Origin of the sequence: Streptomyces sp. NPDC093586, assembly GCF_044764905.1 — a bacterium.
In the GTDB taxonomy this organism is placed as follows: domain Bacteria; phylum Actinomycetota; class Actinomycetes; order Streptomycetales; family Streptomycetaceae; genus Streptomyces.
This window is the reverse complement of record NZ_JBIWJA010000001.1, coordinates 44,125-68,580: the sequence shown is the minus strand read 5'-3', so window position 1 is coordinate 68,580 and position 24,456 is coordinate 44,125. Positions and strand designations below refer to the sequence as shown.

The window sequence follows — 24,456 nt, the reverse complement described above, 5'->3', positions numbered from 1 at the left end:
GAGGATGTCGTGAGCGACACGCAGACACTGATCGAGAACCGTCCGCCCTCCGTGGCGGGACTCTTCCTGGAGCGGGTGGCGGCCACGCCGGACGCCGAGGCGTACCGTTACCCGGTGCCGCCGGCCTCCGGCGAGGGCCCGGACGACTGGAAGTCGCTCACCTGGGCGCAGGCCGCCGAGCGGGTCCACGCGATCGCGGCCGGTCTGATCGAGCTCGGCGTCGAACCGGAGCAGCGCGTGGCGCTGGCCTCCGCCACGCGCATCGAGTGGATCCTGGCCGACCTCGGCATCATGTGCGCCGGCGCCGCGACGACCACGGTCTACCCGCAGACCAACGCGGAGGAGTCGGCGTACATCCTGTCCGACTCCGAGAGCCGGGTGCTGATCGCGGAGGACGCCGCCCAGCTCGCCAAGGCCAGGGAGAAACGGGCCGGGCTGCCCGACCTCACCCACGTGGTCCTGATCGACGCGACCGGCGCGGACACCGCCGAGGACTGGATCCTCACCCTCGACGAGCTGGAGCGCCGGGGCGCGGCCCGCCTGGAGAAGGACCCGCAGCTCATCAAGGAACGGGTCGGCGCGCTCACCAGGGACCAGCTCGCCACCCTCATCTACACCTCCGGCACCACCGGCCGGCCCAAGGGCGTCCGCCTCCCGCACGACAACTGGTCGTACATGGCGAAGGCGATCGCCGCGACCGGCCTGATCACCCAGGACGACGTGCAGTACCTGTGGCTGCCGCTCGCCCACGTCTTCGGCAAGGTGCTCACCTCCGGCCAGATCGAGGCCGGTCACATCACCGCCGTCGACGGCCGCGTCGACAAGATCATCGAGAACCTGCCGGTCGTCCGGCCGACCTACATGGCGGCCGTCCCCCGCATCTTCGAGAAGGTCTACAACGGCGTCGCGGCCAAGGCCCGCGCGGGCGGCGGGGCCAAGTACAAGATCTTCCGGTGGGCGGCCGGCGTCGCCCGCGAATACGCCAAGGTCACCCAGGACAACTTCAGGCGCACCGGCACCGCGAGCGCCCCCTTCGGCCTCGCCGCCAAGCACAAGGCCGCCGACGCCCTCGTCTACGCCAAGATCCGCGAGGCCTTCGGCGGCCGGCTGCGCGCCTGCATCTCGGGCTCGGCCGCCCTCGCGCCCGAGATCGGCTACTTCTTCGCCGGCGCCGGCATCCACATCCTGGAGGGCTACGGCCTCACCGAGTCCTCCGCCGCCTCCTTCGTGAACCCCGGCGAGGCCTACCGCACCGGCACGGTCGGCAAGCCGCTGCCCGGCACCGAGGTGCGCATCGCCGACGACGGCGAGATCCTGCTGCGCGGCCCCGGCATCATGGAGGGCTACCACAAGCTGCCCGAGAAGACCGCCGAGGTGCTGGAGTCCGACGGCTGGTTCCACACCGGCGACATCGGCGAGCTCTCGCCCGACGGCTACCTGCGCATCACCGACCGCAAGAAGGACCTCATCAAGACCTCCGGCGGCAAGTACATCGCCCCCGCCGAGGTCGAGGGACAGTTCAAGGCGGTGTGCCCGTACGTCTCCAACATCCTCGTCCACGGCGCCGACCGGAACTTCTGCACGGCGCTCATCGCGCTCGACGAGGACGCGATCATGGAGTGGGCGAAGGAGAACGGCCTGGAGGGCAAGCCGTACGCGGAGGTCGTCGCGGCACCGGAGACGGTCGAGATGGTCGACGGCTACGTCAAGCGGCTCAACGAGGGCCTCCAGCGCTGGCAGACCATCAAGAAGTTCCGCCTGCTGCCCCGCGACCTCGACGTGGAGCACGGCGAGATCACCCCGAGCCTGAAGCTGAAGCGGCCGGTGGTGGAGCGCGAGTACAAGCACCTGATCGAGGAGATGTACGAGGGCTCTCGCGAGGCGTAGCGTCCGCGTGGCGCGGTGCGTACGGCCGATGCTCGAACATGTCCGTCCTGCGGCCGTGTTCGAGCGTTCGCCTAGCACGGTTCTCACCCATGGCGGCCCACTTCGGTAACTCCGTGCGTCCGGGCGGGGTCGGTCTGTCACTCTGTCGGCAACGACTGCGGAGTATTCGCACGAACTGTCCGGGGAGCCGTCCATGGGGGCCATTCCGACACAACGGGAGACCGTCTCCTGTGGCAGCGGGGCGTCCGCGCCCGCTGCCGAGATGTCCGCCCAGGAGTACGCGCGGGCGCGCGTGACCCTGCTCGGCAGCTCCCTCGCGCCGGGCGCCGCCCGCGCGATGGTGCGGGCCACGCTCGCCGACTGGGCCGGGCTCGGCCTGCCCGGGGCGCACCAGCTGACCGGCCACCTCTGCGCCGACGCGCTGGTGGTCGTCAGCGAGCTGGTCACCAACGCCGTCGTGCACGCCGGGACCGACGTCGAGGTGGTCTGCCGGCTGGAGGCGACGGGCACGCTCGTCGTCGAGGTCACCGACCACCACCCCGTCCGCGCGCCCAGGGGCGGCGGCCACGAGGCGCCGCACGAGACCCCCGAGGACGGGCGTGGCCTGCGACTCGTCGCCGCGCTCTCGGAGGCCTGGGGCATCACCTACCGGCCGGGTACCAAGACGGTGTGGGCCCGCCTGCCCGCGGCGGGCGGCGAGACCGCCGACCGGACCGAGGCGTACGCCGGGGAGCCGGGCCCGCATCATTCCGGCCCCCCGGCCGTCACCGAGTCCCCGGCCGTCACCGGCCCCCCGGCCGTCACCGGCCCCCCGGCCGTCACCGGCCCCCCGGCCGTCACCGAGTGCGGGGCCGACGAGGCGGACGTGACGGAGGCCGCCGAAGTGGCCGCCGGGCCGGACGGGCCGGACCACCCGGACCACCCGGACTGGCCGGACTGGGGGGACGCCACGGCCGGACCCGGGCGGCGCGGCGTCCGCGATCGGGAGTGGCTGGGCCGCGGCGCCCTGTCCTTCCTCGCCGAGGCCTCCGACCTGCTGGCCGGACAGCTGGACGAGGACCTGGTCGCCTCCCTCACCGGCCAGCTGATCGTGCCGCGCCTCGCCGACTGGTGCGCCGTGTGGCTCGACGACGAGTCCCTGGGCCGGGGAGCCTGGGGCGACGACGCCGGGGCGGCCGGGGGAGCACGGCCGGCCCGCGTCTGGCACAGCAGCGAGAGCCGCGTCGACGACCTGTGGCAGGCCCTGGAGAAGGACCCGCCCCGCGCCCGTGACCCCTGGCGGTCCGGCCCCGTCGCCCATCCCTGGCCGGAGGCCGCGCTCGGCCCGCACGGCGCCGCGCTCGCCTACCGCCTGGTCGCCGGCGGCCGGCCGCTGGGCACCCTGGTCATCGGACGGGCCGGCGTCCCGGCCTTCCCCGACGAGATCGGCGGCCTGGTCGAGGACCTCAGCCGCCGGGTGGCGCTCGCCATCGGCGCCGCCCGCCAGTACGCCCGCCAGGCCACCATCAGCGCCGTCCTCCAGCGCGGCCTGCTGCCCGGCGCCGTCGCCGAGATCCCGGGGGTGCGCAGCGCCCTCGTCTACGAACCGTGCGACAAGGGCGGCCCCAGCGGAGACTTCTACGACCTCTTCCCGGCCGGCGACGGCCGCTGGTGCTTCACCGTCGGCGACGTCCAGGGCAAGGGCCCCGAGGCCGCCGTCGTCATCGGGCTCGCCCGGCCCTGGCTGCGGCTGCTGGCCCGCGAGGGGTACGGCGTCCCCGACGTCCTCGACCGCCTCAACCAGCTGCTCCTCGACGACGCCACCGAGGCCGCGGACGCCGCCGCCCGCGCCCTGATCGCCGTCGGCGGCCGTCCGGTTGCCCCGGGCGACGGACCGCAGACCCGCTTCCTGTCCCTGCTCTACGGCGAACTCGTCCCGGTCGGCGACGGCGTCGTCCGCTGCACCCTCGCCTGCGCCGGACACCCGCTGCCGCTGCTGCTCGCCCCCGACGGCACCGTCCGCGCGGTCGCCGAGCCGCAGACCCTCCTCGGCGTCCTCGAGGACGCGACGTACACCAGCGAGACCTTCGAGCTGCGGTCCGGCGAGACCCTGCTGTGCGTCACGGACGGCGTCACCGAGCGGCGCAGCGGCTCCCGCCAGTTCGACGACGGCGACGGGCTCGCCGCGGCGCTCGCCGGGTGCGCGGGGCTGGACGCCGGGCTGATCGCCGAGCGCATCCGGCGGCTGGTGCACGAGTTCGGGGCCCGGCCCCCGGAGGACGACCTCGCCCTGCTGGTGCTCCAGGCCGAGTAGTCGCGGCCGTACGGGACAATGGAACGCATGCCCTCCGCACTCCCCGACGGCGAACCCGTCCCCGCCGACGGCGCCCTGCCCGCGTCCGCGCTCGCCGGGGCCGCCGCCCGCCCCCTCGGCTTCTACCTGCACGTCCCCTACTGCGCGACCCGCTGCGGGTACTGCGACTTCAACACCTACACCGCGACCGAGCTGCGCGGCACCGGCGGCGTCCTCGCCTCCCGCGACAACTACGCCGAGACGCTCGTCGACGAGGTCCGCCTCGCCCGCAAGGTGCTCGGCGACGACCCGCGCGAGGTCCGCACGGTCTTCGTCGGCGGCGGCACGCCCACCCTGCTGGCCGCCGGCGACCTGGTGCGGATGCTGCACGCGATCCGCGACGAGTTCGGCCTCGCGGCGGACGCGGAGGTGACGACGGAGGCCAATCCGGAGTCCGTCGACCCGGCCTACCTCGCCACTCTCCGCGAGGGCGGCTTCAACCGGATCTCCTTCGGCATGCAGAGCGCCCGGCAGCACGTCCTGAAGGTCCTGGACCGCACCCACACCCCGGGCCGCCCCGAGGCGTGCGTCGCCGAGGCCCGCGCGGCCGGCTTCGACCACGTCAACCTCGACCTGATCTACGGCACGCCGGGGGAGTCCGACGACGACTGGCGGGCCTCGCTGGACGCGGCGCTCGGCGCCGGACCCGACCACGTCTCCGCGTACGCGCTGATCGTGGAGGAGGGCACGCAGCTCGCCCGGCGCATCCGGCGCGGCGAGGTCCCGATGACCGACGACGACGTCCACGCCGACCGGTACCTGATCGCCGAGGAGACACTGTCCGCGGCGGGCTTCGACTGGTACGAGGTGTCGAACTGGGCCACCTCGGAGGCGGGCCGGTGCCTGCACAACGAGCTGTACTGGCGGGGCGCCGACTGGTGGGGGGCGGGTCCGGGGGCGCACTCCCACGTGGGCGGGGTGCGGTGGTGGAACGTGAAGCACCCCGGCGCGTACGCGGGGGCGCTGGCGGCGGGGAGGTCGCCGGGGGCCGGACGCGAGATCCTCACGGACGAGGACCGGCGGGTGGAGCGCATCCTGCTGGAGCTGAGGCTGCGGGAGGGGGCGCCGCTGGCGCTGCTCCGGGAGGCAGGACTCGCGGCGTCGCGCCGGGCCCTGTCCGACGGACTCCTCCAGGAGGGACCGTACGAGGAGGGGCGGGCCGTGCTGACCCTGCGGGGCCGGCTGCTGGCGGACGCGGTGGTGCGGGACCTGGTGGACTGATCACTCGGTGGAGTGAATGCCTGCTGAACGCCGGTTCGGTCCCTACCCTGATTCCTAAGCTGCCGTCAAAAGGACGCGGCGGATGTGGAGGACCACGGAGATGACCGCTGTGGACGAGCGTGGGATGACCAAGTACTTCGAGGAGCTCGAACCTCCCGAGGGCGTGCGGGTCGAGCTTCTCCGGGGGGAAATCGTGATGATGGCCAGCCCCGACCTGGTCCACAACATGATCGTGGAAGACGTTCTGGACCAGATCCCGCGCAAGCGTTGGTCTCGTCTGCAGACTCAGGACGTCGACATCGTCGACGAGGCCAGCGAGCCGGTGCCGGATCTGGTGATCCTCCGTCGTGACTCCCTGCCGGGATCGGGACGTCTGTTGCCGTCCGGGCTGCTGACGCTGGTGGTCGAGGTCGTGTCCAAGACCAGTGTCATCCGGGACTACACCGTCAAGCGCTCGATCTACGCTGCGGGCAAGGTCCCGGCGTACCTCGTGGTCGATCCGATCATGGCGCACTGCGTGCTGTTCACGTTGCCCGCCGGAGACGGAGACGACGCGGACTACCAGGCGCAGCTGACGGTGAAGTTCGGTGATCCGCTGCCGCTGGAGATGCTCGGGCTCGACCTGGACACCAGCGAATTCGGTACGTTCTCCGGCGTCAGGCCCCACCGCTACCCGTGACGAAGTCGATCAGCTCCTCCACCCGCCCCAGCAGCGCCGGCTGGAGGTCCTTGTACGAGTGGACCCGGGCCAGGATCGCCTGCCACACCGCCCCGGTGTTCTCGGCCGGCCATCCCAGGGCCCGGCACACCCCCGTCTTCCAGTCCTGCCCGCGCGGCACCCGGGGCCAGCCCTCGATCCCCAGGGACGACGGCTTCACCGCCTCCCAGATGTCGATGTAGGGATGGCCCACCACCAGCGCGTGCTCGCTCGTCACGGACTCCGCGATCCGCCACTCCTTCGATCCCGGCACCAGGTGGTCCACGAGGACCCCCAGCCGCGCGTCCGGGCCCGGCGCGAAGTCGGCGACGATCGACGGCAGGTCGTCCACGCCCTCCAGGTACTCCACGACCACGCCCTCGATCCGCAGGTCGTCGCCCCACACCTTCTCGACCAGCTCGGCGTCGTGCCGCCCCTCGACGTAGATGCGCCCGGCGCGGGCCACGCGCGCGCGTGCGCCGGGGACGGCCACCGACCCCGATGCCGTACGGGTGGGCCGCACCGGGCCCGAGGCCGGCCGGACCAGGGTCACCACGCGGCCCTCCAGCAGGAAACCGCGCGGCTCCAGCGGGAACACCCGGTGCTTGCCGAAGCGGTCCTCCAGCGTCACCGTGCCCGCCTCGCAGCCGATCACCGCGCCGCAGAAGCCGGTGACGGGCTCCTCGACCACCAGACCGGGGTCGGCCGGGACCTCGGGCACCGGCTGCGGTTTCTTCCACGGAGGGGTCAGGTCGGCGGAGTACTGGCGCATTCTCCCGACGATACGAGGAACGCCCGCGCCGTGATCAACGCGACACGCCGAAGCGGGCGGCCAGCGTGTCCCGTTGGGCCCGGACGAACGCCGCGTCCACCACCGCGCCGTGGCCGGGGACGTACAGCGCGTCCTCGCCGCCCAGGTCGAGCAGCCGGTCGAGGGCGGCGGGCCAGTGGGACGGTACGGCGTCGGGGCCCGCCTGCGGTTCGCCGGACTCCTCGACCAGGTCCCCGCAGAAGACGACCTCCACCTCGCCCGGCACCAGCACCGCGAGGTCGTGACCGGTGTGGCCGGGGCCCACGTTCGCCAGCAGCACCTGCCGGCCGCCGCCCAGGTCGAGTGTCCACTCGCCGCACACCTCGTGGCGCACCGCGACGAGGGCGTCCACGGCCTCCTCCGCGAGCCGGGCGTCCAGGCCCTCGGCCACCGCGTCCGCCCGCAGCGCCTCCCGGCCCCCCGCCAGGACCGCGCCCGCGCCCACCGCCCCGAAGACCTCCGCGCCCGCGAACGCGGCGGCGCCGAGGACGTGGTCGAAGTGGGGGTGGGTCAGCGCGAGATGCGTCACACGGCGGCCGGCGAGCTCCTGCGCCGCCACACGCAACCGGGCGCCTTCGCCGAGGCCCGACCCGGCGTCGACCGACAGCGCCGCGTCCGCGCCGACGACCAGCCCCGCCGTGCAGTCCCACACCGGCAGGCGGCACCGGCCCACCCCGGCCGCCAGTCGCTCCCATCCCAGGTCCTCCCAAGTCACCGTCACGACGGCGACGCTAGCGCCGCGGACGCCCCGGGCACGACGGCGGCGCCCCGGCCTTGCCGGGGGTGTACCCCGCGGCCGTACACTGGGCCGGGGAAGTCTGGCACTCGAACACGGAGAGTGCCAGGGAGAACACCGGGCGGACGGTTTCTGGAGGTGTGCGCGATGCTCAGTGAACGCAGGCTGAAGGTGCTGCGCGCGATCGTCCAGGACTACGTCGGCACCGAGGAGCCCGTCGGCTCCAAGGCCCTCACCGAGCGGCACAACCTCGGCGTCTCCCCGGCCACCGTGCGCAACGACATGGCGGCCCTGGAGGACGAGGGGTTCATCGCCCAGCCGCACACCAGCGCCGGGCGGATCCCGACCGACAAGGGCTACCGGCTCTTCGTCGACAAGCTGGCCGGCGTCAAGCCGATGACCGCGCCCGAGCGGCGTGCCATCCAGAACTTCCTGGAGGGCGCCGTCGACCTCGACGACGTGGTGGCCCGCACGGTGCGGCTGCTCGCGCAGCTGACCCGGCAGGTCGCCGTCGTGCAGTACCCGTCGCTGACCCGCTCGACCGTGCGGCACGTGGAGTTGCTCTCCCTGGCGCCCGCGCGCCTGATGCTCGTGCTGATCACGGACACCGGGCGGGTCGAGCAGCGCATGGTCGACTGTCCGGCGCCGTTCGGGGAGGCGTCTCTCGCGGACCTGCGCGCGCGGCTCAACAGCCGGGTCGCGGGCCGCCGGTTCTCGGACGTCCCGGGCCTGGTCGAGGATCTGCCGGAGGCCTTCGAGGCCGAGGACCGCGGTACGGTCTCCACCGTGCTCTCCACGCTGCTGGAGACGCTGGTCGAGGAGAACGAGGAGCGGCTGATGATCGGCGGCACCGCCAATCTCACCCGCTTCGGGCACGACTTCCCCCTCACGATCCGGCCGGTGCTGGAGGCGCTGGAGGAGCAGGTGGTGCTCCTCAAGCTGCTCGGCGAGGCGAAGGATCCGGGCGTGACCGTCCGTATCGGTCATGAGAACGCCCACGAAGGACTCAACTCCACGTCCGTCGTGTCGGTGGGCTACGGTTCGGGCGGCGAGGCGGTTGCCAAGCTCGGCGTGGTCGGACCGACCCGCATGGACTACCCGGGAACGATGGGAGCGGTACGCGCAGTGGCACGGTACGTCGGACAGATCCTGGCGGAGTCGTAGGTGGCCACGGACTACTACGCCGTACTCGGCGTACGCCGCGACGCGTCCCAGGACGAGATCAAGAAGGCGTTCCGGAGGCTCGCCCGCGAGCTGCACCCGGACGTCAATCCCGATCCGAAGACCCAGGAGCGGTTCAAGGAGATCAACGCCGCCTACGAGGTGCTGTCGGACCCGCAGAAGAAGCAGGTCTACGACCTCGGCGGCGACCCGCTGTCCCAGTCGGGCGGCGGCGGTGCCGGCGGCTTCGGCGCCGGTGGCTTCGGGAACTTCTCGGACATCATGGACGCGTTCTTCGGCACGGCGTCGCAGCGCGGTCCGCGCTCGCGCACCCGCCGGGGCCAGGACGCGATGATCCGCATCGAGGTCGAGCTGGACGAGGCCGCGTTCGGCACGACCAAGGACATCCAGGTCGACACGGCCGTCGTCTGCAACACCTGCAACGGCGAGGGCGCGGCCCCGGGCACCAGTGCCCAGACGTGTGACATGTGCCGCGGCCGCGGTGAGGTGTCGCAGGTCACCCGGTCCTTCCTGGGCCAGGTCATGACCTCCCGGCCCTGCCCCCAGTGCCAGGGCTTCGGCACCGTCGTCCCGACCCCGTGCCCCGAGTGCGCGGGCGACGGCCGGGTCCGCTCCCGGCGCACCCTGACGGTGAAGATCCCGGCCGGTGTCGACAACGGCACGCGGATCCAGCTCGCGGGCGAGGGCGAGGTCGGCCCCGGCGGCGGCCCCGCCGGCGACCTGTACGTCGAGATCCACGAGCTGCCGCACGCCCAGTTCCAGCGCCGCGGTGACGACCTGCACTGCACGGTCACCCTCCCGATGACGGCGGCGGCCCTCGGCACCAAGGTGCCGCTGGAGACGCTGGACGGCCTGGAGGAGGTCGACATCCGGCCGGGCACCCAGTCCGGCCAGTCGATCCCGCTGCACGGGCGCGGCGTCACCCATCTGCGCGGCGGCGGCCGGGGCGACCTCATCGTCCACGTCGAGGTCACGACCCCGACCAAGCTCGACCCCGAGCAGGAACGCCTCCTGCGCGAGCTGGCCAAGCTGCGCGGCGAGGAACGGCCCCAGGGCCAGTTCCAGCCGGGTCAGCAGGGGCTGTTCTCGCGGCTGAAGGACGCGTTCAACGGGCGCTGACCGACCCGTTCGGCGGGCGTCGGCGGGGGCTCCGCGGTGCGGATGCCCCCGGCGTACGCAGGTGGAAGCCCGGATTCGGACTTGTGCGGAGGACGTGACACCATGCGCTCATGTCCTCCGCACTGACCGATCTTTTCCCCCACCCGATCGTGCAGGCGCCCATGGCGGGCGGCGTCTCCGTGCCGCGGTTGGCCGCCGCGGTCTGCGAGGCGGGAGGGCTGGGGTTCCTGGCCGCCGGGTACAAGACCGCGGACGGGATGTACCAGGAGATCAAGCAGCTGCGGGGACTGACGGGCCGCCCGTTCGGCGTCAACCTCTTCATGCCGCAGCCGGAGACGCCCGGTGCGGGCACCGGCTCCACCGGAGCGGCTGACGCCGCGCCCTTCAACGCCTCGGCCGTCGGCGTCTACGCCCACCAGCTGGCCGGTGAGGCCGCCTGGTACGAGACCGAGCTGGGCGATCCCGGCTGCGGCCGGGACGACGGCTACGACACCAAGCTCGCGGTGCTGTTGGACAACCCCGTGCCCGTGGTGTCGTTCCACTTCGGCGTGCCGAGCCGCGAGGTCGTCGACTCGCTCCACCGCGTCGGCACGTTCACCCTGGTCACGGCGACCACCGCCGACGAGGCCCGGGCCGTCGAGCGGGCCGGCGCCGACGCGGTGATCGCACAGGGCGTCGAGGCCGGCGGACACCAGGGCACCCACCGCGACCACCCGGAGACCGGCGGCGCCGGGATCGGGCTGCTGTCGCTGGTCGCCCAGGTCCGGGAGGCGGTGAGCCTGCCCGTCGTCGCCGCCGGCGGCATCATGCGCGGCGCCCAGATCGCCGCGGTGCTCGCGGCCGGCGCGAGCGCGGCCCAGCTCGGCACCGCCTTCCTCGCCACCCCCGAGTCCGGCGCGCACGCCCTGCACAAGGACGCGCTGACCAATCCGCTGTTCGTCCGCACCGAACTGACCCGCGCCTTCTCCGGCCGCCCCGCCCGCGGCCTGGTCAACCGCTTCCTGCGCGAGCACGGCCCCTACGCCCCCGCCGCCTACCCGGAGGTGCACCACCTCACCGCGCCGCTGCGCAAGGCCGCGGCGAAGGCGGGCGACGCGCAGGGCATGGCGCTGTGGGCGGGACAGGGCCACCGGATGGCCCGCGAACTGCCCGCCGGTGAGCTGGTGGAGGTCCTGATGGCCGAACTCGCGTCCGCGGGGACGGCGTTGACGCGGTACGTGAGCGGAGGTACGGACCGATGACGGCTCCGGTGTTCGTGGTCGACTCGCTGCTGCCCGGGGACCTGCCGGGCGGGGAGTACGTCCTCGACGGCCCCGAGGGACGGCACGCCGTCTCCGTGAAGCGGCTGCGGCCCGGTGAGGACGTCGTCCTCACCGACGGGCGCGGTCGGTGGGCCGAGGGCGTGGTGAAGGCCGCCGAGGGCAAGGACCGGCTGGTCGTGACCGGCCTGGACAGCGTCCACGAGGAGCCGTCGGAGCAGCCCCGCATCACCGTCGTCCAGGCGCTGCCCAAGGGGGACCGGGGAGAGCTGGCCGTCGAGACGATGACCGAGGTCGGTGTCGACGCGATCGTGCCGTGGGCGGCGTCGCGCTGCATCACGCAGTGGAAGGGCGACCGCGGCCTGAAGGCGCTCGGCAAGTGGCGGGCGACGGCGCGGGAGGCCGGCAAGCAGTCCCGCCGGGTCCGCTTCCCCGACGTCGCGGACGCGGCGAGCAGCAAGCGGGTCGCCTCACTTCTGGCCGACGCGGCCTTCGCCGCCGTACTCCACGAGAGCGGCGAGGAACCGCTGGCCGCCGCCGAACTCCCCACCACTGGTGACATCGTGCTGGTCGTCGGGCCCGAAGGGGGCGTCTCCCCGGAGGAGTTGGCGCTCTTCCGGGAGGCGGGCGCGCGGGTGTGCGTCCTCGGGCGTACGGTACTGCGTACATCGACCGCCGGGACCGCGGCGGCGGCCCTGCTGCTGGGCCGCACCGGCCGCTGGTCCTGACCGGCCGCCGCCGGCGCACCGCGTGAACCGCCGTCCGGCCCGCCGGTCGCGAACCCGTGGGGGGCATCGTGGAACTCACCCAAGTCCGGCTGTTCGTCACCGACTTCGCCGCCTGCTACCGCTTCTACGCCGACGTCCTGGGGCTCAAGCCGCAGTCGGGCGCGGAGCACGGGCCGTACGAGAAGTTCAGCCCCGCCTCGGGCTCCGCGGGCATCGCCCTGCAGGACCGGACGATGATGGCCCGGATACTGGGCGACCTGGCCGAGGAGGCCACCGGCCACCGCTCCCTGGTGGTACTGCGCGTGGACGACCTCGGCGCCTGCTGCGAGGAGATCGTCGCCCGCGGAGCCGTCCTGCTGCACGGACCGGCCCCCATGACCGACCGTATGCGCGTCGCCCACCTGAAGGACCCCGAGGGCAACCTGGTGGAACTCCAGGAGTGGCTGTCGCCGCGCCCGTGAGCACCGCGGGCGTACCCGCTCACGCGCGGCGCGCGCATGGCCGTATGCGCTCTACCGCGCCCGCCGGTCCGGTGGCAGGCTGCCCTCCATGGGGGCATTGAGGCGCATTCGACGCATCCCGGCCCTGCCGCGCGGCCGCCGCGCCGTGCCGGTGGCCGTCGGCGCGGTCGTCGTCGTGGGCGGACTCGTCGCCTGCGACCCGGGCGGGCTCAGCACGGCTGCGGTGGCGTACACGACCGACCGGACCGTGACCCGTGAACTCGTCCGGCGCGACGCCGAGGTGCGGTGGCTCACGTGCACCGCCTCCTTCGAGGGCGACGGCGCCACCGCCTCGGCGAGCGGGAACACCGTCGCCTCCGTCCACTGCGAGGGAAAGACGGACGACGGCAAGGACATCACCGTCGACGGCAGGATCACCCGCGTCGTCGACGGCGCCTGCGTGCGCGGCGACCTGAGAGCCGAGGTGGGCGGCAAGGAGTGGTTCCACGTCAAGGGACTGGGCGACTGCGCCGCCGGGGCCTCCCCGCCCGCGGACCGGCCGGGCCAGGACGGGCCGGGACCCACGGTCACCGTCACCCGGACCATCTGGTGCCCGGACGATCCGCACTGCCGGCCCGTGGAGGGCAAGTAGCCCGCCCGGCGCGGTCCTTGCGCTCCCGGACGCCGGGCGGGAAGTGATCCCGCCCCCTGTCGATCGGCCCTCGCCCCTGCATAGGCTGTGGGGGTGACTCAGCCCGCAGCGCATGCCTACCTCCGCTTTCCGCACCCGCACGGCGAGTTGGTCGCCTTCACCGCCGAGGACGATGTGTGGCTCGCCCCGCTCGACGGCGGCCGGGCCTGGCGGGTCAGCGCCGACAACGTACCGGTGAACCACCCGCGCATCTCGCCCGACGGCACCACCGTCGCCTGGACCTCCACCCGCGACGGCGCCCCCGAGGTGCACGTCGCGCCCGTCGACGGCGGCCCGGCGAAACGCCTCACGCACTGGGGGAACCTGAAGACCCAGGTGCGCGGCTGGACCCCGGAAGGCCGGGTCCTCGCCCTCAGCAGCTACGGGCAGGCCAGCCTGCGCCGCAGCTGGGCCCGTGCCGTCCCGCTCGACGGCGGACCCGCCGCCACCCTGCCGTACGGGCCCGTCGGCGACGTCGCGTACGGGCCGCGCACCGTGCTGCTGTCCGCGCCGATGGGCCGCGAGGCCGCCTGGTGGAAGCGCTACCGGGGCGGTACGGCGGGCAAGCTGTGGATCGACGCCGAGGACGACGGAGAGTTCGTACGGCTGCACGGCGATCTCGACGGCAACATCGAGTACCCCTTCTGGGTCGGTGACCGGATCGCCTTCCTCTCCGACCACGAGGGCACCGGCGCCCTCTACTCCTCCCTCGCCGACGGCTCCGACCTGCGCCGCCACACCCCTCTTGGGGGCACCTCCCGCTCGAGCGAAGCCGAGAGCGGGGGAGGCTTCTACGCCCGGCACGCCGCGACCGACGGCACCCGCGTCGTCTACTCCAGCGCCGGCGAACTGTGGACGCTGGACGACCTGGACGGTGCCGAGCCGCGCCGGCTCGACATCCGGCTCGGCGGCTCCCGCACCGACCTCCAGCCCTACCCCGTCAACGCCGCCCACTGGTTCGGCTCCGCGTCCCCCGACCACACCGCGCGCGGCAGCGCCGTCGCCGTGCGCGGCGGCGTCCACTGGGTCACCCACCGCTCCGGGCCGGCCCGCGCCCTCGCGGCGACGCCCGGCGTGCGCACCCGGCTGCCGCGCGCCTTCCGCGCCGACGGCGAGGAGTGGGTGGTGTGGGTGACGGACGCCGAGGGCGACGACGCCCTGGAGTTCGCGCCCGCCACCGGCCTCGCGCCCGGCGCCACCCCGCGCCGCCTCGCCGCCGGACAGCTCGGCCGGGTCCTGAACCTCGCCATGGCCCCCGACGGCAGCCGGGCCGCCGTCGCCTCGCACGACGGACGCGTCCTGCTCGTCGAGCGGGAGACCGGCGAGGTCCGCGAGGTCGACCGCAGCGAGGACGGCGACGCCTCCGGCCTCGTCTTCTCACCCGACTCCGCCTGGCTCGCCTGGTCCCACCCCGGCCCCTCCCCGCTGCGTCAGCTCAAACTCGCCAACACCACCGACCTGTCGGTCGCCGAGGCGACCCCGCTGCGCTTCAGGGACTACTCGCCCGCCTTCACCCTGGACGGCAAGCACCTCGCCTTCCTCTCCACCCGCTCCTTCGACCCGGTCTACGACGAGCACGTCTTCGACCTGGCCTTCGTCGAGGGCGCCCGCCCGTACCTGATCCCGCTGGCCGCGACCACCCCCTCGCCCTTCGGCCCGCAGCGCCACGGCCGCCCCTTCGAGACCCCGGACCGCGACGAGACCCCCGACAGCGAGGGCACCCCCACCACCCGCATCGACATCGAGGGCCTCGCCGACCGCATCGTGCCCTTCCCGGTGGAGGCCGCCCGCTACACCGGGCTGCGCGCCGCCAAGGACGGCGTCCTGTGGCTGCGCCACCCGGTCATCGGCGTCCTCGGCGCCTCCCGCGCCAAGCCGGACGACCCCGACCCGCACACCGAGCTGGAGCGCTACGACCTCGCCCAGCAGCGCGTCGAGCACCTCGCCGGCGACGCCGACCACTTCGAGGTCAGCGGCGACGGCAAGCGGGTGCTGCTGTGGACCGACGGACGCCTCAAGGTCGTCCCCAGCGACCGGCGGGCCTCCGGCGACGAGGACAGCGACACCAACATCACCGTCGACCTGGGCCGCATCCGGCAGACCGTCGACCCGGCCGCCGAGTGGCGCCAGATGTACGACGAGACCGGCCGCATCATGCGGGACAACTTCTGGCGGCCCGACATGAACGGCGTCGACTGGGACGGCGTCCTCGACCGCTACCGGCCCGTCCTGGACCGCCTCGCCACCCACGACGACCTGGTCGACCTCCTGTGGGAGGTGCACGGCGAGCTCGGCACCTCGCACGCCTACGTCACCCCGCGCGGCGGCCACGGCGGCGGCGCCCGGCAGGGCCTGCTCGGCGCCGACCTCTCCCGTCACGAGGACGGCACCTGGCGCGTCGACCGCGTCCTGCCCTCGGAGACCTCCGACCCCGGCGCCCGCTCCCCGCTCGCCGCTCCCGGCGTCGCGGTGCGGGCCGGCGACGCGATCGTCGCGGTCGCCGGACAGGCCGTCGACCCGGTCACCGGGCCCGGCCCGCTGCTCGTCGGCACGGCCGGCAAGCCGGTCGAGCTGACCATCTCCCCGTCGGGCGGCGGCGACCTCCGGCACGCCGTCGTCGTCCCCCTCGCCGACGAGGAGCCCCTGCGCTACCACGCCTGGGTCGCCGACCGCCGCGCCTACGTCCACGAGAAGTCCGGCGGCCGGCTCGGCTACCTCCACGTGCCCGACATGGTCGGCTCCGGCTGGGCCCAGCTCCACCGCGACCTGCGCGTCGAGGTCGTCCGGGAGGGCCTGGTCGTCGACGTCCGCGAGAACCGCGGCGGGCACACCTCCCAGCTGGTCGTGGAGAAGCTGGCCCGGCGCATCGTCGGCTGGGACGTGCCGCGCGGCATGCGGCCGTTCAGCTACCCGATGGACGCGCCCCGCGGCCCGGTCGTCGCCGTCGCCAACGAGTTCTCCGGCTCCGACGGCGACATCGTCAACGCGGCGATCAAGGCGCTCGGCATCGGGCCGGTCGTCGGCACGCGCACCTGGGGCGGGGTCATCGGCATCGACAGCCGTTACCGGCTGGTCGACGGGACGCTGATCACGCAGCCGAAGTACGCGTTCTGGCTGGAGGGCCAGGGGTGGGGCGTCGAGAACCACGGCGTCGATCCGGACGTGGAGGTCCCGCAGCGGCCGCAGGACCATGCGGCGGGGCGCGACCCCCAGCTGGACGAGGCGATCCGGCTGGCGCTGGAGGCGCTGGAGACGACACCGGCGAAGACCCCGCCGAGCCTGCCGTAGCCGTAGCCGTAGCCGTAGCCGTAGCCGTAGCCGTGCCGCCGCTGCGGGCAGTCGTGCCTCCCCCAGTGCCTCAAGGACCTGGGAGGTACCCCCAGGGCGGCACGGGCGGGCGCTGGGGGCACCCCCTTCGGGGGAGGCATCCCGCAGGCGCGGGCAAGCACACCCACCTCCACAGCCACCCCGGCACCCGGCGCCCCACGCACCCGGGCTCGCTACGATGCCCCCAGAAGATCACCACCGTAAGGAGCGCCCATGCTCGGCGAGCCACAGGACGACTGCCTGTTCTGCAAGATCGTCGCGGGCCAGATCCCCGCGACGGTCGTCCGCGAGACGGACACCACCATCGCCTTCCGCGACATCAACCCGCAGGCGCCCACCCACGTCCTGGTGATCCCCAAGGCGCACTACCGCGACGCCGCCGCCCTCGCCGCCGGCGCCCCGGAACTCGCCGCGGACGTCCTGCGCGAGACCCAGGCGGTCGCCGACGGCGAGAAGCTGGAGAGCTACCGCATCGTCTTCAACACCGGCAGCGGCGCCGGCCAGACCGTCTGGCACGCCCACGCCCACGTCCTCGGCGGCCGCGGCCTCCAATGGCCCCCCGGATAGCCCCGGACGACCCACGATGTCCGTACGCGAACTCGTCGTCCTCGGCACCGCCAGCCAGGTCCCGACCCGCCACCGCAACCACAACGGCTACCTGCTGCGCTGGGACGGCGAGGGCATCCTGTTCGACCCCGGCGAGGGCACGCAGCGCCAGATGCTGCGCGCCGGGGTCGCCGCCCACGACCTGAACCGGATCTGCGTCACGCACTTCCACGGCGACCACAGCCTCGGTCTCGCCGGCGTGATCCAGCGCATCAACCTGGACCGGGTCCCGCACGAGGTCACCGCCCACTACCCGCGCTCCGGGCAGCGCTTCTTCGACCGCCTGCGGTACGCCACCGCCTACCGCGAGACGGTCGCCCTCACCGAGGCCCCGGTCGACACGGAGGGACCCCTGGTGGTCACCCCCGCCTACACGCTGGAGGCCCGCAGGCTCTCGCACCCCGTCGAGTCGTACGGCTACCGGCTCACCGAGCCCGACGGCCTGCGCATGCTGCCCGAGCGCCTGGCCGCGCACGGCATCGAGGGCCCCGACGTCGGCCGCATCCAGCGCGAGGGCTCCCTCGGCGGTGTCCCGCTGGACGAGGTCAGCGAGGTCCGCCCCGGCCAGCGGTTCGCGTTCGTCATGGACACCCGGCTGTGCGCGGGGGTGCACGAGCTGGCCGAGGGCTGCGACCTGCTGGTCATCGAGTCGACGTTCCTCGACGAGGACGAGGAACTCGCCGCCGACCACGGCCACCTGACCGCCGGCCAGGCTGCGCGGACCGCCCGGGAGGCGGGCGTGCGCCACCTCGTGCTGACCCACTTCAGCCAGCGCTACTCCGACCCCGAGGAGTTCGAGCGGCAGGCGAGGGCCGCCGGCTACGAGGGCGAGCTGACCGTGGCCCGGGACCTCATGCGCGTACCGGTTCCGAAACGTCGGTGAAACCGCCGTACGATGCTCTGATGCCCCTGCCGATAGCGGAACTGCACCTCCACATCGAAGGCACCCTGGAGCCGGAGCTGGCCTTCGAGCTGGCCGCCCGCAACGGGGTCGCCCTGCCCTACGCGGACACGGACGCCCTGCGCGAGGCGTACCGGTTCGAGGACCTGCAGTCCTTCCTGGACCTGTACTACGAGCTCATGGCCGTTCTGCGCACCGAGCGGGACTTCGAGGACCTGGCCGACGCCTACCTGGCCCGCGCCGCCGCGCAGGGCGTACGCCACGCGGAGATCTTCTTCGACCCGCAGGCGCACCTCGCCCGGGGCGTGGAGATGGGCACGGTCGTGGAGGGCCTGTGGCGGGCGCTGGGCCGCAGCCGGGAGAAGCACGGCGTCTCCACCCGGCTGATCATGTGCTTCCTGCGCGACGAGTCCGCCGAGTCGGCCCTCGCGACCCTCGAGGCCGCGAAGCCGTACCTGGACCGCATCACCGGCGTCGGCCTGGACTCCGCCGAGGTCGGCCACCCGCCGGTGAAGTTCCGCGAGGTGTACGAGGCCGCCGCCGCCCTCGGCCTGCGCCGCGTCGCGCACGCGGGCGAGGAGGGGCCGCCGGAGTACGTCACCGAGGCCCTGGACGTGCTCGGCGTCGAGCGGATCGACCACGGGCTGCGCGCGATGGAGGACCCGGCGCTGGTCGAGCGGCTGGTGCGCGACCGCGTCCCGCTGACCCTGTGCCCGCTGTCCAACGTCCGGCTGCGCACGGTCGACACCCTCGCCGACCACCCGCTGCCCGCGATGCTCGACGCCGGGCTGATGTGCACGGTCAACTCCGACGACCCCGCCTACTTCGGCGGTTACGCGGGCGACAACGTCGACGCCGTGCGCGCCGCGCTCGGCCTCACCGAGGAGCGGCTGCGGGAGCTGGCCCGCAACTCCTTCCTCGCCTCCTTCCTGGAGGACGACGAGGAGCTGCGGGCGCGCTGCCTGGCCGAGGTGGAGGCGTACGCCTTCCCGGCGGAGTAGGACTCAGCCCGTTCCGGACCCCGGTGCGGTCGCCGCCGCCCGGGGGCCCGCCGTGTCGTAGGCGCGCCGCACCGGCACGGCGGGTGCCGCCACGTCGATCTCCACGACCGGCTGCTCCGGGGCGCCGACCTCGGGCACGGCACCGCTGGGCGTGCCGGTGGCGGCGGCGACCAGGGCGGCCGGGGTGCCGCCGCGGCGGCGGACCGCGCCGGGCAGCAGCGGGCGTCCGCCGGTGTGCAGGGCGACGGCCGTCATCGGCACGGCGGCCAGGAGCAGACCGGCGCCGAGGACCAGACCCATGCCCGGGTAACCGGCCTGCGCCGACAGCACACTGCCGGTCAGCGGACCGGCCGCCGTGCCCAGCGAGGACGCCGACCCGACGAGCACCGCCCACCGGCCGCGCGGGTCGAGCGAGGCGGCGAGGCCGATCAGGTACGACAGCACGACCGGGTACACCGTGTTCCAGGCGATCTCGCCGGCCGCGAACGTCACGGGCGTGGTCGCGGACGCGCTCACCGCGATGCAGCACGCGATCAGCACCGTGCCCGCCCCGATCGGCATCGCCCGCCCCAGCCGCGGCCCGAGCGCGCCGGCCGCCAGGACGCCGACCAGGCCCGCGCCCAGGGCGACGGCGAAGACGACCCCGAGGGCGGCATCGCCGAGACCGGCCTGCGTCAGCCCGATCCGGCCGCTGACGCCCCACAGCGAATTCTGCGCGAGGGACCAGCACATCACGGTGGCCGCCAGGACCGGTCCCGAGCGACGGCGGGGGAGCGGAGGGGTGACGCCCGTGTCGTGCGCGGCCGGTGACGTGGCCGTGCCGCCGGGCAGCCGGCCGGTCAGCGGCCACACCGCGAGGGCGGTCAGCGCGATCGCGGCCAGCGGCAGACCGTGCGCCCGGCCGAGGTGCGGCACCGTCAGATACACCGCGCCGGCCAGCGCGGACACGGTCAGCAGACCCAGCGTGGAGGCGCGGTGCGGGTCCCGCTCGGCGGCGATCCGGGTGGCGGCGACGGTGGTGGCCGTGCCCGATCCGAAACCGCCCAGCACGGCGCCGGCGACGACGGCCGGGACGGCGGTGGTGAGCGCGGCGGAGCCGTAACCGAGGACCGCCAGGACGAGCCCGGACCGGGCCAGGGTGCGGGCGCCGATCCGCTGCACCCGGGAGGCGAGCAGGAAGCCCGCGGTCGCCGAGCTCAGCAGCAGCGCACTGCCGACGGCGCCCGCCTGCGTGGCGGTCAGCGGCAGACCGGTGTCCAGTCTGCCGACGGTGGTGGGCAGCAGGTAGGGAGGAAGGTATCCGGCCGTGAAAAGGGCGACGAGGGGCCAGGGGGTGGTGCGGGGGGCGAACACGGGCGTTCCCGGGGCATGCGGAAGGGACGTGGGAGGGGAGGGGGCGACGACCGTCGACGGACAGGAACGCGCGCGCAATTTGTATCAAGCGCGGGGAGGCGGAAAACAGGCGAGGGGGTGTGATCTGAGTCACTGTGCTGTTTGGTGTTCCGGAATCTGGGTAGAAGCGGGCGTCACCGCCAGTGGACCGAGCCGCCCCCGGCCGGAACCGACGCCTCCACCTTGGCCCGGATCTCCCTCATCACCGCGACGATCCGCGCCTCGTGATCCGGCGTCAGCCGGGCCACCGGCACCGAGCAGCTGATCGCGTCCAGGGCCGGGGCCTCGTAGCGCAGCGCGAAGCCGAAGCCGACGATGCCCGTCACGCTCTCCTCGCGGTCGACGGACCAGCCGCGCTCCCGGATCTCCGCGAGGTCGGCCGCCAGGGACTCCCGGTCGGCGTGCGTGCGCGGGGTCAGCGCCTCGTACGGACCCTCGGGCAGCTCCGCGTCCGGCCGTTCGGCCAGCAGCGCCTTGCCGAGGGCGCCCGCGTGGGCGGGCAGCCTGCGCCCCACCCTGCTGATGGTGCGCAGGTACTCGTGCGACTCACGGGTCGCCAGATAGGCCACGTCGCGCCCGTCGAGCCGCCCCAGGTGGATCGTCTCGCCCAGTGCCTCGGACGCCGCGTCGAGGTACGGCCGCACCGCCCGCACCCGGGGGTCGGAGTCGAGGTAGCCGGTGCCGGTGAGCAGGGCGCGGATGCCGATGCCGTACAGCGAGCCGGTGACGTCGGTGCGCACCCAGCCGCGCGAGATCAGGGTCTGGAGCAGCGCGTACATCGAGCTGCGCGGCACGTCCAGCTCGTCCGCCAGCTCCTGGAGCCGGGCCGGGCGGTCCCCGCGCGCGGCCAGCACCTCCAGCAGCCCGACCGTGCGCGCCGCCGACTTCACCTCGCGGACGCCGCCTGTCTCCGACATGCGCCGATCGTAGACGGGCGCCGCCCGCCCATTGACGCCTGTCGTCCACCTCTCTACTCTCCATCTCCGTACGTGGACGTCATCTACATACAGAGACAGCGGGTGATGGCGAGCGCGGTGCCCCGCTCACCGGCCCGTCGGCCGCCGGACCGGCCGCGCCCAAGACCCCGCTCACCGCCGGACCCGACCCGCAGGAGCCGCACCGTGAACCTCACCGTCGCCGACGTCCGCCTGACGCCGATCCTCGTCGCCGACCCGCCGCTGCTCAACACCCAGGGCGTGCACCAGCCGTACACCCCCCGCCTGATCGTGGAAGTGGAGACCGCCGACGGGGTCACCGGCGTCGGCGAGACCTACGGCGACACCAAGTACCTGGAGCTGGCCCGCCCCTTCGCGGACAAGCTGGTGGGGCGGCAGGTGGGCGATCTCAACGGCCTGTTCACGCTCGCCGACGAGGTCGCCGTCGACTCCTCCCGTGTCTCCGGCCAGGTCGACGTAGGCGGGCTGCGCGGCGTCCAGACCGCCGACAAGCTCCGCCTGTCCGTCGTCTCCGGCTTCGAGGTCGCCTGCCTCGACGCCCTCGGCAGGACGCTCGGCCTGCCCGTGCACGCGCTGCTGGGCGGCAAGGTCCGCGACGCCGTCGAGTACAGCGCCTACCTGTTCTACAAGTGGGCCCGTCACCCCGAGGGCGTGGCCTGCGAGAAGGACGACTGGGGCGCCGCCCTCGACCCGGCGGGCGTCGTCGCCCAGGCCCGCGCCTTCACCGAGCGGTACGGCTTCACGTCCTTCAAGCTCAAGGGCGGCGTCTTCCCGCCGCAGGAGGAGATCGCCGCCGTCAAGGCCCTAGCCGAGGCCTTCCCCGGACACCCCCTGCGCCTCGACCCCAACGGCGCCTGGTCCGTGGAGACCTCGCTGAAGGTGGCCGCGGAACTCGGGGACGTCCTGGAGTACCTGGAGGACCCCGCGCTCGGCACCCCGGCGATGGCCGAGGTCGCCGCGAGGACCGGGGTGCCGCTCGCCACCAACATGTGCGTGACGACGTTCACCGAGATCCGGGAGGCGTTCACCAAGGGCGCCGTCCAGGTCGTGCTCTCCGACCACCACTACTGGGGCGGGCTGCGCAACACCCAGCAACTCGCCGCCGTCTGCCGCGCCTTCGGCGTCGGCGTCTCCATGCACTCCAACACCCACCTGGGCATCAGCCTCGCCGCCATGACCCACGTGGCGGCCACCGTGCCGAACCTCCACCATGCCTGCGACTCCCACTATCCCTGGCAGTCCGAGGACGTCCTCACCGAACGGCTCCCCTTCGACGGCGGCAGGGTCACCGTCTCCGACGCCCCCGGCCTCGGCGTCGAACTCGACCGCGACCGGCTGGAGTTCCTGCACCGCCGCTGGCTCGACGACGACGGCGCCCTCCGCGACCGCGACGACGCGGCGGCGATGCGGGTCGCCGACCCCGAGTGGGTCACCCCGTCCGTGCCGCGCTGGTGACGGGCGGCGTCGCCCCGCCCCTCGTACGGCCGTGACCGCCGATCGGGCCCGGGGCCGCACCCGGCCGTGGCGGCCGGCGTCCCCGCGGCCGGGTGCGGACCCCGGCGCGGCCGGGACCCACCCGGTTCCGCGGCGGCCTGACACCCACCGGCGCGAACGCCACCGCGTTCCGGCGGCGTGGTGCACACTGGCCTGATCCGCACCATGCCAGGGAGCGCACCGTGACAGCGTCCACCGGGTCCGCGGCGTCCGACGTGACCGTCATGACCGCCATGTCCGCCGACGAGAGAACACACCGCCACCCGCAGGGCGGGGGATCGCACCGACACGCACAGGTCGATCCCCTGGCCGCCCTGCGCACCCCGCAGGACCCGCCCTGGGACGTGTATCTCACCGGCACCGTCTTCCTCGACGTCATCTTCACCGGGCTCGACTCCGCCCCGGTGCGCGGGACCGAGTCCTGGGCGCGCGGGATGGGGTCGAGCCCGGGCGGCGTGGCCAACATGGCGACCGCGCTGGCCCGCCTCGGCCTGCGCACCTCGCTGGCCGCGGCCTTCGGCGACGACCACTACGGCGACTACTGCTGGGACGCGCTCGCCCAGGGCGAGGGCATCGACCTGACCCCCTCGCGCACCGTGCCCGGCTGGCACTCGCCGGTGACGGTCTCCATGGCGTACGAGGGGGAGCGCACGATGGTCTCCCACGGCCACGAGCCGCCGCCCGAGGAACCGGCCCCCGACTGCCCGCCCCGCGCACGGGCCGCCATCGCCTCCCTCACGCCCGGCGTGAGCGCCCCGTGGATCGCCCAGGCCGCCGCGCAGGGCACCCGCGTCTTCGCCGACGTCGGCTGGGACGACACCGGCGCCTGGGACCTGGCCGGGCTGGCCGACCTCGCGCACTGCGAGGCGTTCCTGCCGAACGCCGAGGAGGCCATGCGCTACACAGGTGCCGACTGCCCCCGCGCCGCCGCGCACGCCCTGACCGAGCACGTGCCGCTCGCGGTGGTCACCCTCGGCGCGGACGGCGCCTACGCGGTGGACCGGCGGACGGGGGAGAGCGCCGAGGTCCCGGCCATCGCCGTGGAGGCCCTGGACCCGACCGGCGCCGGGGACGTCTTCGTCGCCGGGTTCGTCACCGGCACCCTGGCCGGCTGGCCGCTCGCCGACCGCCTCGCCTTCGCCGGGCTGACCGCCGCCCTCTCCGTCCAGGAGTTCGGCGGCTCCCTGTCGGCGCCGGGCTGGTCCGAGATCGCCACCTGGTGGCGCAAGGTCCAGTCGGTCGAGGGGCAGGACCCGGCGGCCCTGAGCCGGTACGCGTTCCTGGCGGACCTGGTCCCGGACGAACCGGTCAGGCCGTGGCCCCTGCGCCGGGCGGTCCCGACCATCGGCTTCCGCCGCCCGGCCTGACCACCCGGACGGCCGGGATCGCCGGGCCGGTCGGAACCCGAGCCGGCGCGGCTGTTCCGGGTCGCGCTGCCGGTCCTTGGCGACCTTCACGTGCGGGTCGAGGCTGGGTCGATGTGCGGCTGCCGCCGCGTGGCCGGCGTGCCGAGTGGGGCCGGAGGGCCGGCGTACGGCAGCCGGCCGGGCCGGTCGGAACCCGAGCCGGCGCAGCTGCTTCGGGTCGCGCTGCCGGTCCTTGGCGACCTTCACGTGCGGGTCGAGGCTGGGTCGATGTGCGGCTGCCGCCGCGTGGCCGGCGTGCCGAGTGGGGCC

Annotated in this window: 20 protein-coding genes; 16 read left to right on the top strand and 4 right to left on the bottom strand. The window is 74.1% G+C overall.

Annotated features, from left to right (window positions below; translation table 11 throughout):
- Positions 1-9 precede the first annotated feature (9 nt).
- From ACIRFH_RS00335 to ACIRFH_RS00320, 4 genes are all read left to right on the top strand, one after another.
- The gene (locus ACIRFH_RS00335; protein ID WP_403516160.1) at positions 10-1,887 is read left to right on the top strand and encodes an AMP-dependent synthetase/ligase; all 1,878 of its coding nucleotides are present in this window, start codon (positions 10-12) and stop codon (positions 1,885-1,887) included.
- A 193-nt stretch (positions 1,888-2,080) separates the two neighbouring features.
- Positions 2,081-4,180, top strand: a complete 2,100-nt coding sequence (locus tag ACIRFH_RS00330; protein WP_403516157.1) for a SpoIIE family protein phosphatase — start codon at positions 2,081-2,083, stop codon at positions 4,178-4,180.
- A 27-nt stretch (positions 4,181-4,207) separates the two neighbouring features.
- Positions 4,208-5,440: a radical SAM family heme chaperone HemW gene (gene hemW / locus ACIRFH_RS00325; RefSeq protein WP_403516154.1), complete on the top strand. Its 1,233-nt coding sequence runs from the start codon at positions 4,208-4,210 to the stop codon at positions 5,438-5,440.
- Between the two features lie 100 nt (positions 5,441-5,540).
- The gene (locus ACIRFH_RS00320) at positions 5,541-6,119 is read left to right on the top strand and encodes a Uma2 family endonuclease (protein WP_403516151.1); all 579 of its coding nucleotides are present in this window, start codon (positions 5,541-5,543) and stop codon (positions 6,117-6,119) included.
- Here ACIRFH_RS00320 and ACIRFH_RS00315 read toward each other — a convergent pair.
- Entirely contained in the window at positions 6,097-6,909 is an 813-nt protein-coding gene (locus ACIRFH_RS00315; RefSeq protein ID WP_403516149.1) for a DUF3097 domain-containing protein, read from the bottom strand. The genes ACIRFH_RS00320 and ACIRFH_RS00315 overlap by 23 nt on opposite strands.
- Positions 6,910-6,943: 34 nt before the next feature.
- The gene (locus ACIRFH_RS00310; protein WP_403516146.1) at positions 6,944-7,669 is read right to left on the bottom strand and encodes an MBL fold metallo-hydrolase; all 726 of its coding nucleotides are present in this window, start codon (positions 7,667-7,669) and stop codon (positions 6,944-6,946) included.
- Positions 7,670-7,831: 162 nt separating this feature from the next.
- On the opposite strand from ACIRFH_RS00310, the gene hrcA reads away from it, so the two are divergent.
- The 10 genes from hrcA to ACIRFH_RS00260 all read left to right on the top strand — a co-directional run bounded on the left by hrcA (position 7,832) and on the right by ACIRFH_RS00260 (position 18,938).
- A complete protein-coding gene (hrcA, locus tag ACIRFH_RS00305; RefSeq protein WP_403516143.1) occupies positions 7,832-8,848 on the top strand; it encodes a heat-inducible transcriptional repressor HrcA in 1,017 nt (338 codons plus the stop codon).
- Positions 8,849-9,985 (top strand): molecular chaperone DnaJ, encoded by a 1,137-nt coding sequence (dnaJ, locus tag ACIRFH_RS00300; RefSeq protein WP_403516140.1) that lies wholly within the window; start codon positions 8,849-8,851, stop codon positions 9,983-9,985.
- A 110-nt stretch (positions 9,986-10,095) separates the two neighbouring features.
- A complete protein-coding gene (locus tag ACIRFH_RS00295; protein ID WP_403516138.1) occupies positions 10,096-11,226 on the top strand; it encodes a nitronate monooxygenase in 1,131 nt (376 codons plus the stop codon).
- Positions 11,223-11,972: a 16S rRNA (uracil(1498)-N(3))-methyltransferase gene (locus tag ACIRFH_RS00290; protein ID WP_403516135.1), complete on the top strand. Its 750-nt coding sequence runs from the start codon at positions 11,223-11,225 to the stop codon at positions 11,970-11,972. The genes ACIRFH_RS00295 and ACIRFH_RS00290 overlap by 4 nt, the downstream gene beginning before the upstream one ends.
- A gap of 68 nt (positions 11,973-12,040) precedes the next feature.
- Positions 12,041-12,433: a VOC family protein gene (locus ACIRFH_RS00285; protein WP_403516131.1), complete on the top strand. Its 393-nt coding sequence runs from the start codon at positions 12,041-12,043 to the stop codon at positions 12,431-12,433.
- A gap of 88 nt (positions 12,434-12,521) precedes the next feature.
- Positions 12,522-13,064 carry a hypothetical protein gene (locus ACIRFH_RS00280; protein ID WP_403516128.1) on the top strand — a complete coding sequence of 181 codons (543 nt, stop codon included), beginning with the start codon at positions 12,522-12,524 and terminating at the stop codon, positions 13,062-13,064.
- Between the two features lie 87 nt (positions 13,065-13,151).
- Complete coding sequence (locus ACIRFH_RS00275; protein WP_403516126.1) at positions 13,152-16,391, top strand: S41 family peptidase; 3,240 nt, start codon at positions 13,152-13,154, stop codon at positions 16,389-16,391.
- 252 nt (positions 16,392-16,643) lie between these two features.
- Positions 16,644-16,997, top strand: a complete 354-nt coding sequence (locus ACIRFH_RS00270) for a histidine triad nucleotide-binding protein (RefSeq protein ID WP_403516123.1) — start codon at positions 16,644-16,646, stop codon at positions 16,995-16,997.
- Positions 16,998-17,013: 16 nt separating this feature from the next.
- Positions 17,014-17,919, top strand: coding sequence for a ribonuclease Z (locus tag ACIRFH_RS00265; protein WP_403516120.1), 906 nt, complete (start codon positions 17,014-17,016; stop codon positions 17,917-17,919).
- Positions 17,920-17,939: 20 nt separating this feature from the next.
- Entirely contained in the window at positions 17,940-18,938 is a 999-nt protein-coding gene (locus tag ACIRFH_RS00260) for an adenosine deaminase (protein WP_403516117.1), read from the top strand.
- 3 nt (positions 18,939-18,941) lie between these two features.
- Here the strand turns inward: ACIRFH_RS00260 and ACIRFH_RS00255 are convergent, their stop codons facing one another.
- Entirely contained in the window at positions 18,942-20,291 is a 1,350-nt protein-coding gene (locus ACIRFH_RS00255; RefSeq protein ID WP_403516114.1) for an MFS transporter, read from the bottom strand.
- Between the two features lie 173 nt (positions 20,292-20,464).
- Complete coding sequence (locus ACIRFH_RS00250) at positions 20,465-21,247, bottom strand: IclR family transcriptional regulator (RefSeq protein ID WP_403516111.1); 783 nt, start codon at positions 21,245-21,247, stop codon at positions 20,465-20,467.
- A gap of 204 nt (positions 21,248-21,451) precedes the next feature.
- Here ACIRFH_RS00250 and ACIRFH_RS00245 point away from each other — a divergent pair, with 204 nt between their 5' ends.
- Together ACIRFH_RS00245 and ACIRFH_RS00240 are read left to right on the top strand one after the other, a co-directional pair.
- A complete protein-coding gene (locus ACIRFH_RS00245) occupies positions 21,452-22,741 on the top strand; it encodes a glucarate dehydratase family protein (protein ID WP_403516108.1) in 1,290 nt (429 codons plus the stop codon).
- 272 nt (positions 22,742-23,013) lie between these two features.
- On the top strand, positions 23,014-24,147 hold the full coding sequence (locus ACIRFH_RS00240) for a carbohydrate kinase family protein (protein WP_403516641.1): 1,134 nt from the start codon (positions 23,014-23,016) through the stop codon (positions 24,145-24,147).
- Positions 24,148-24,456: the final 309 nt, after the last annotated feature.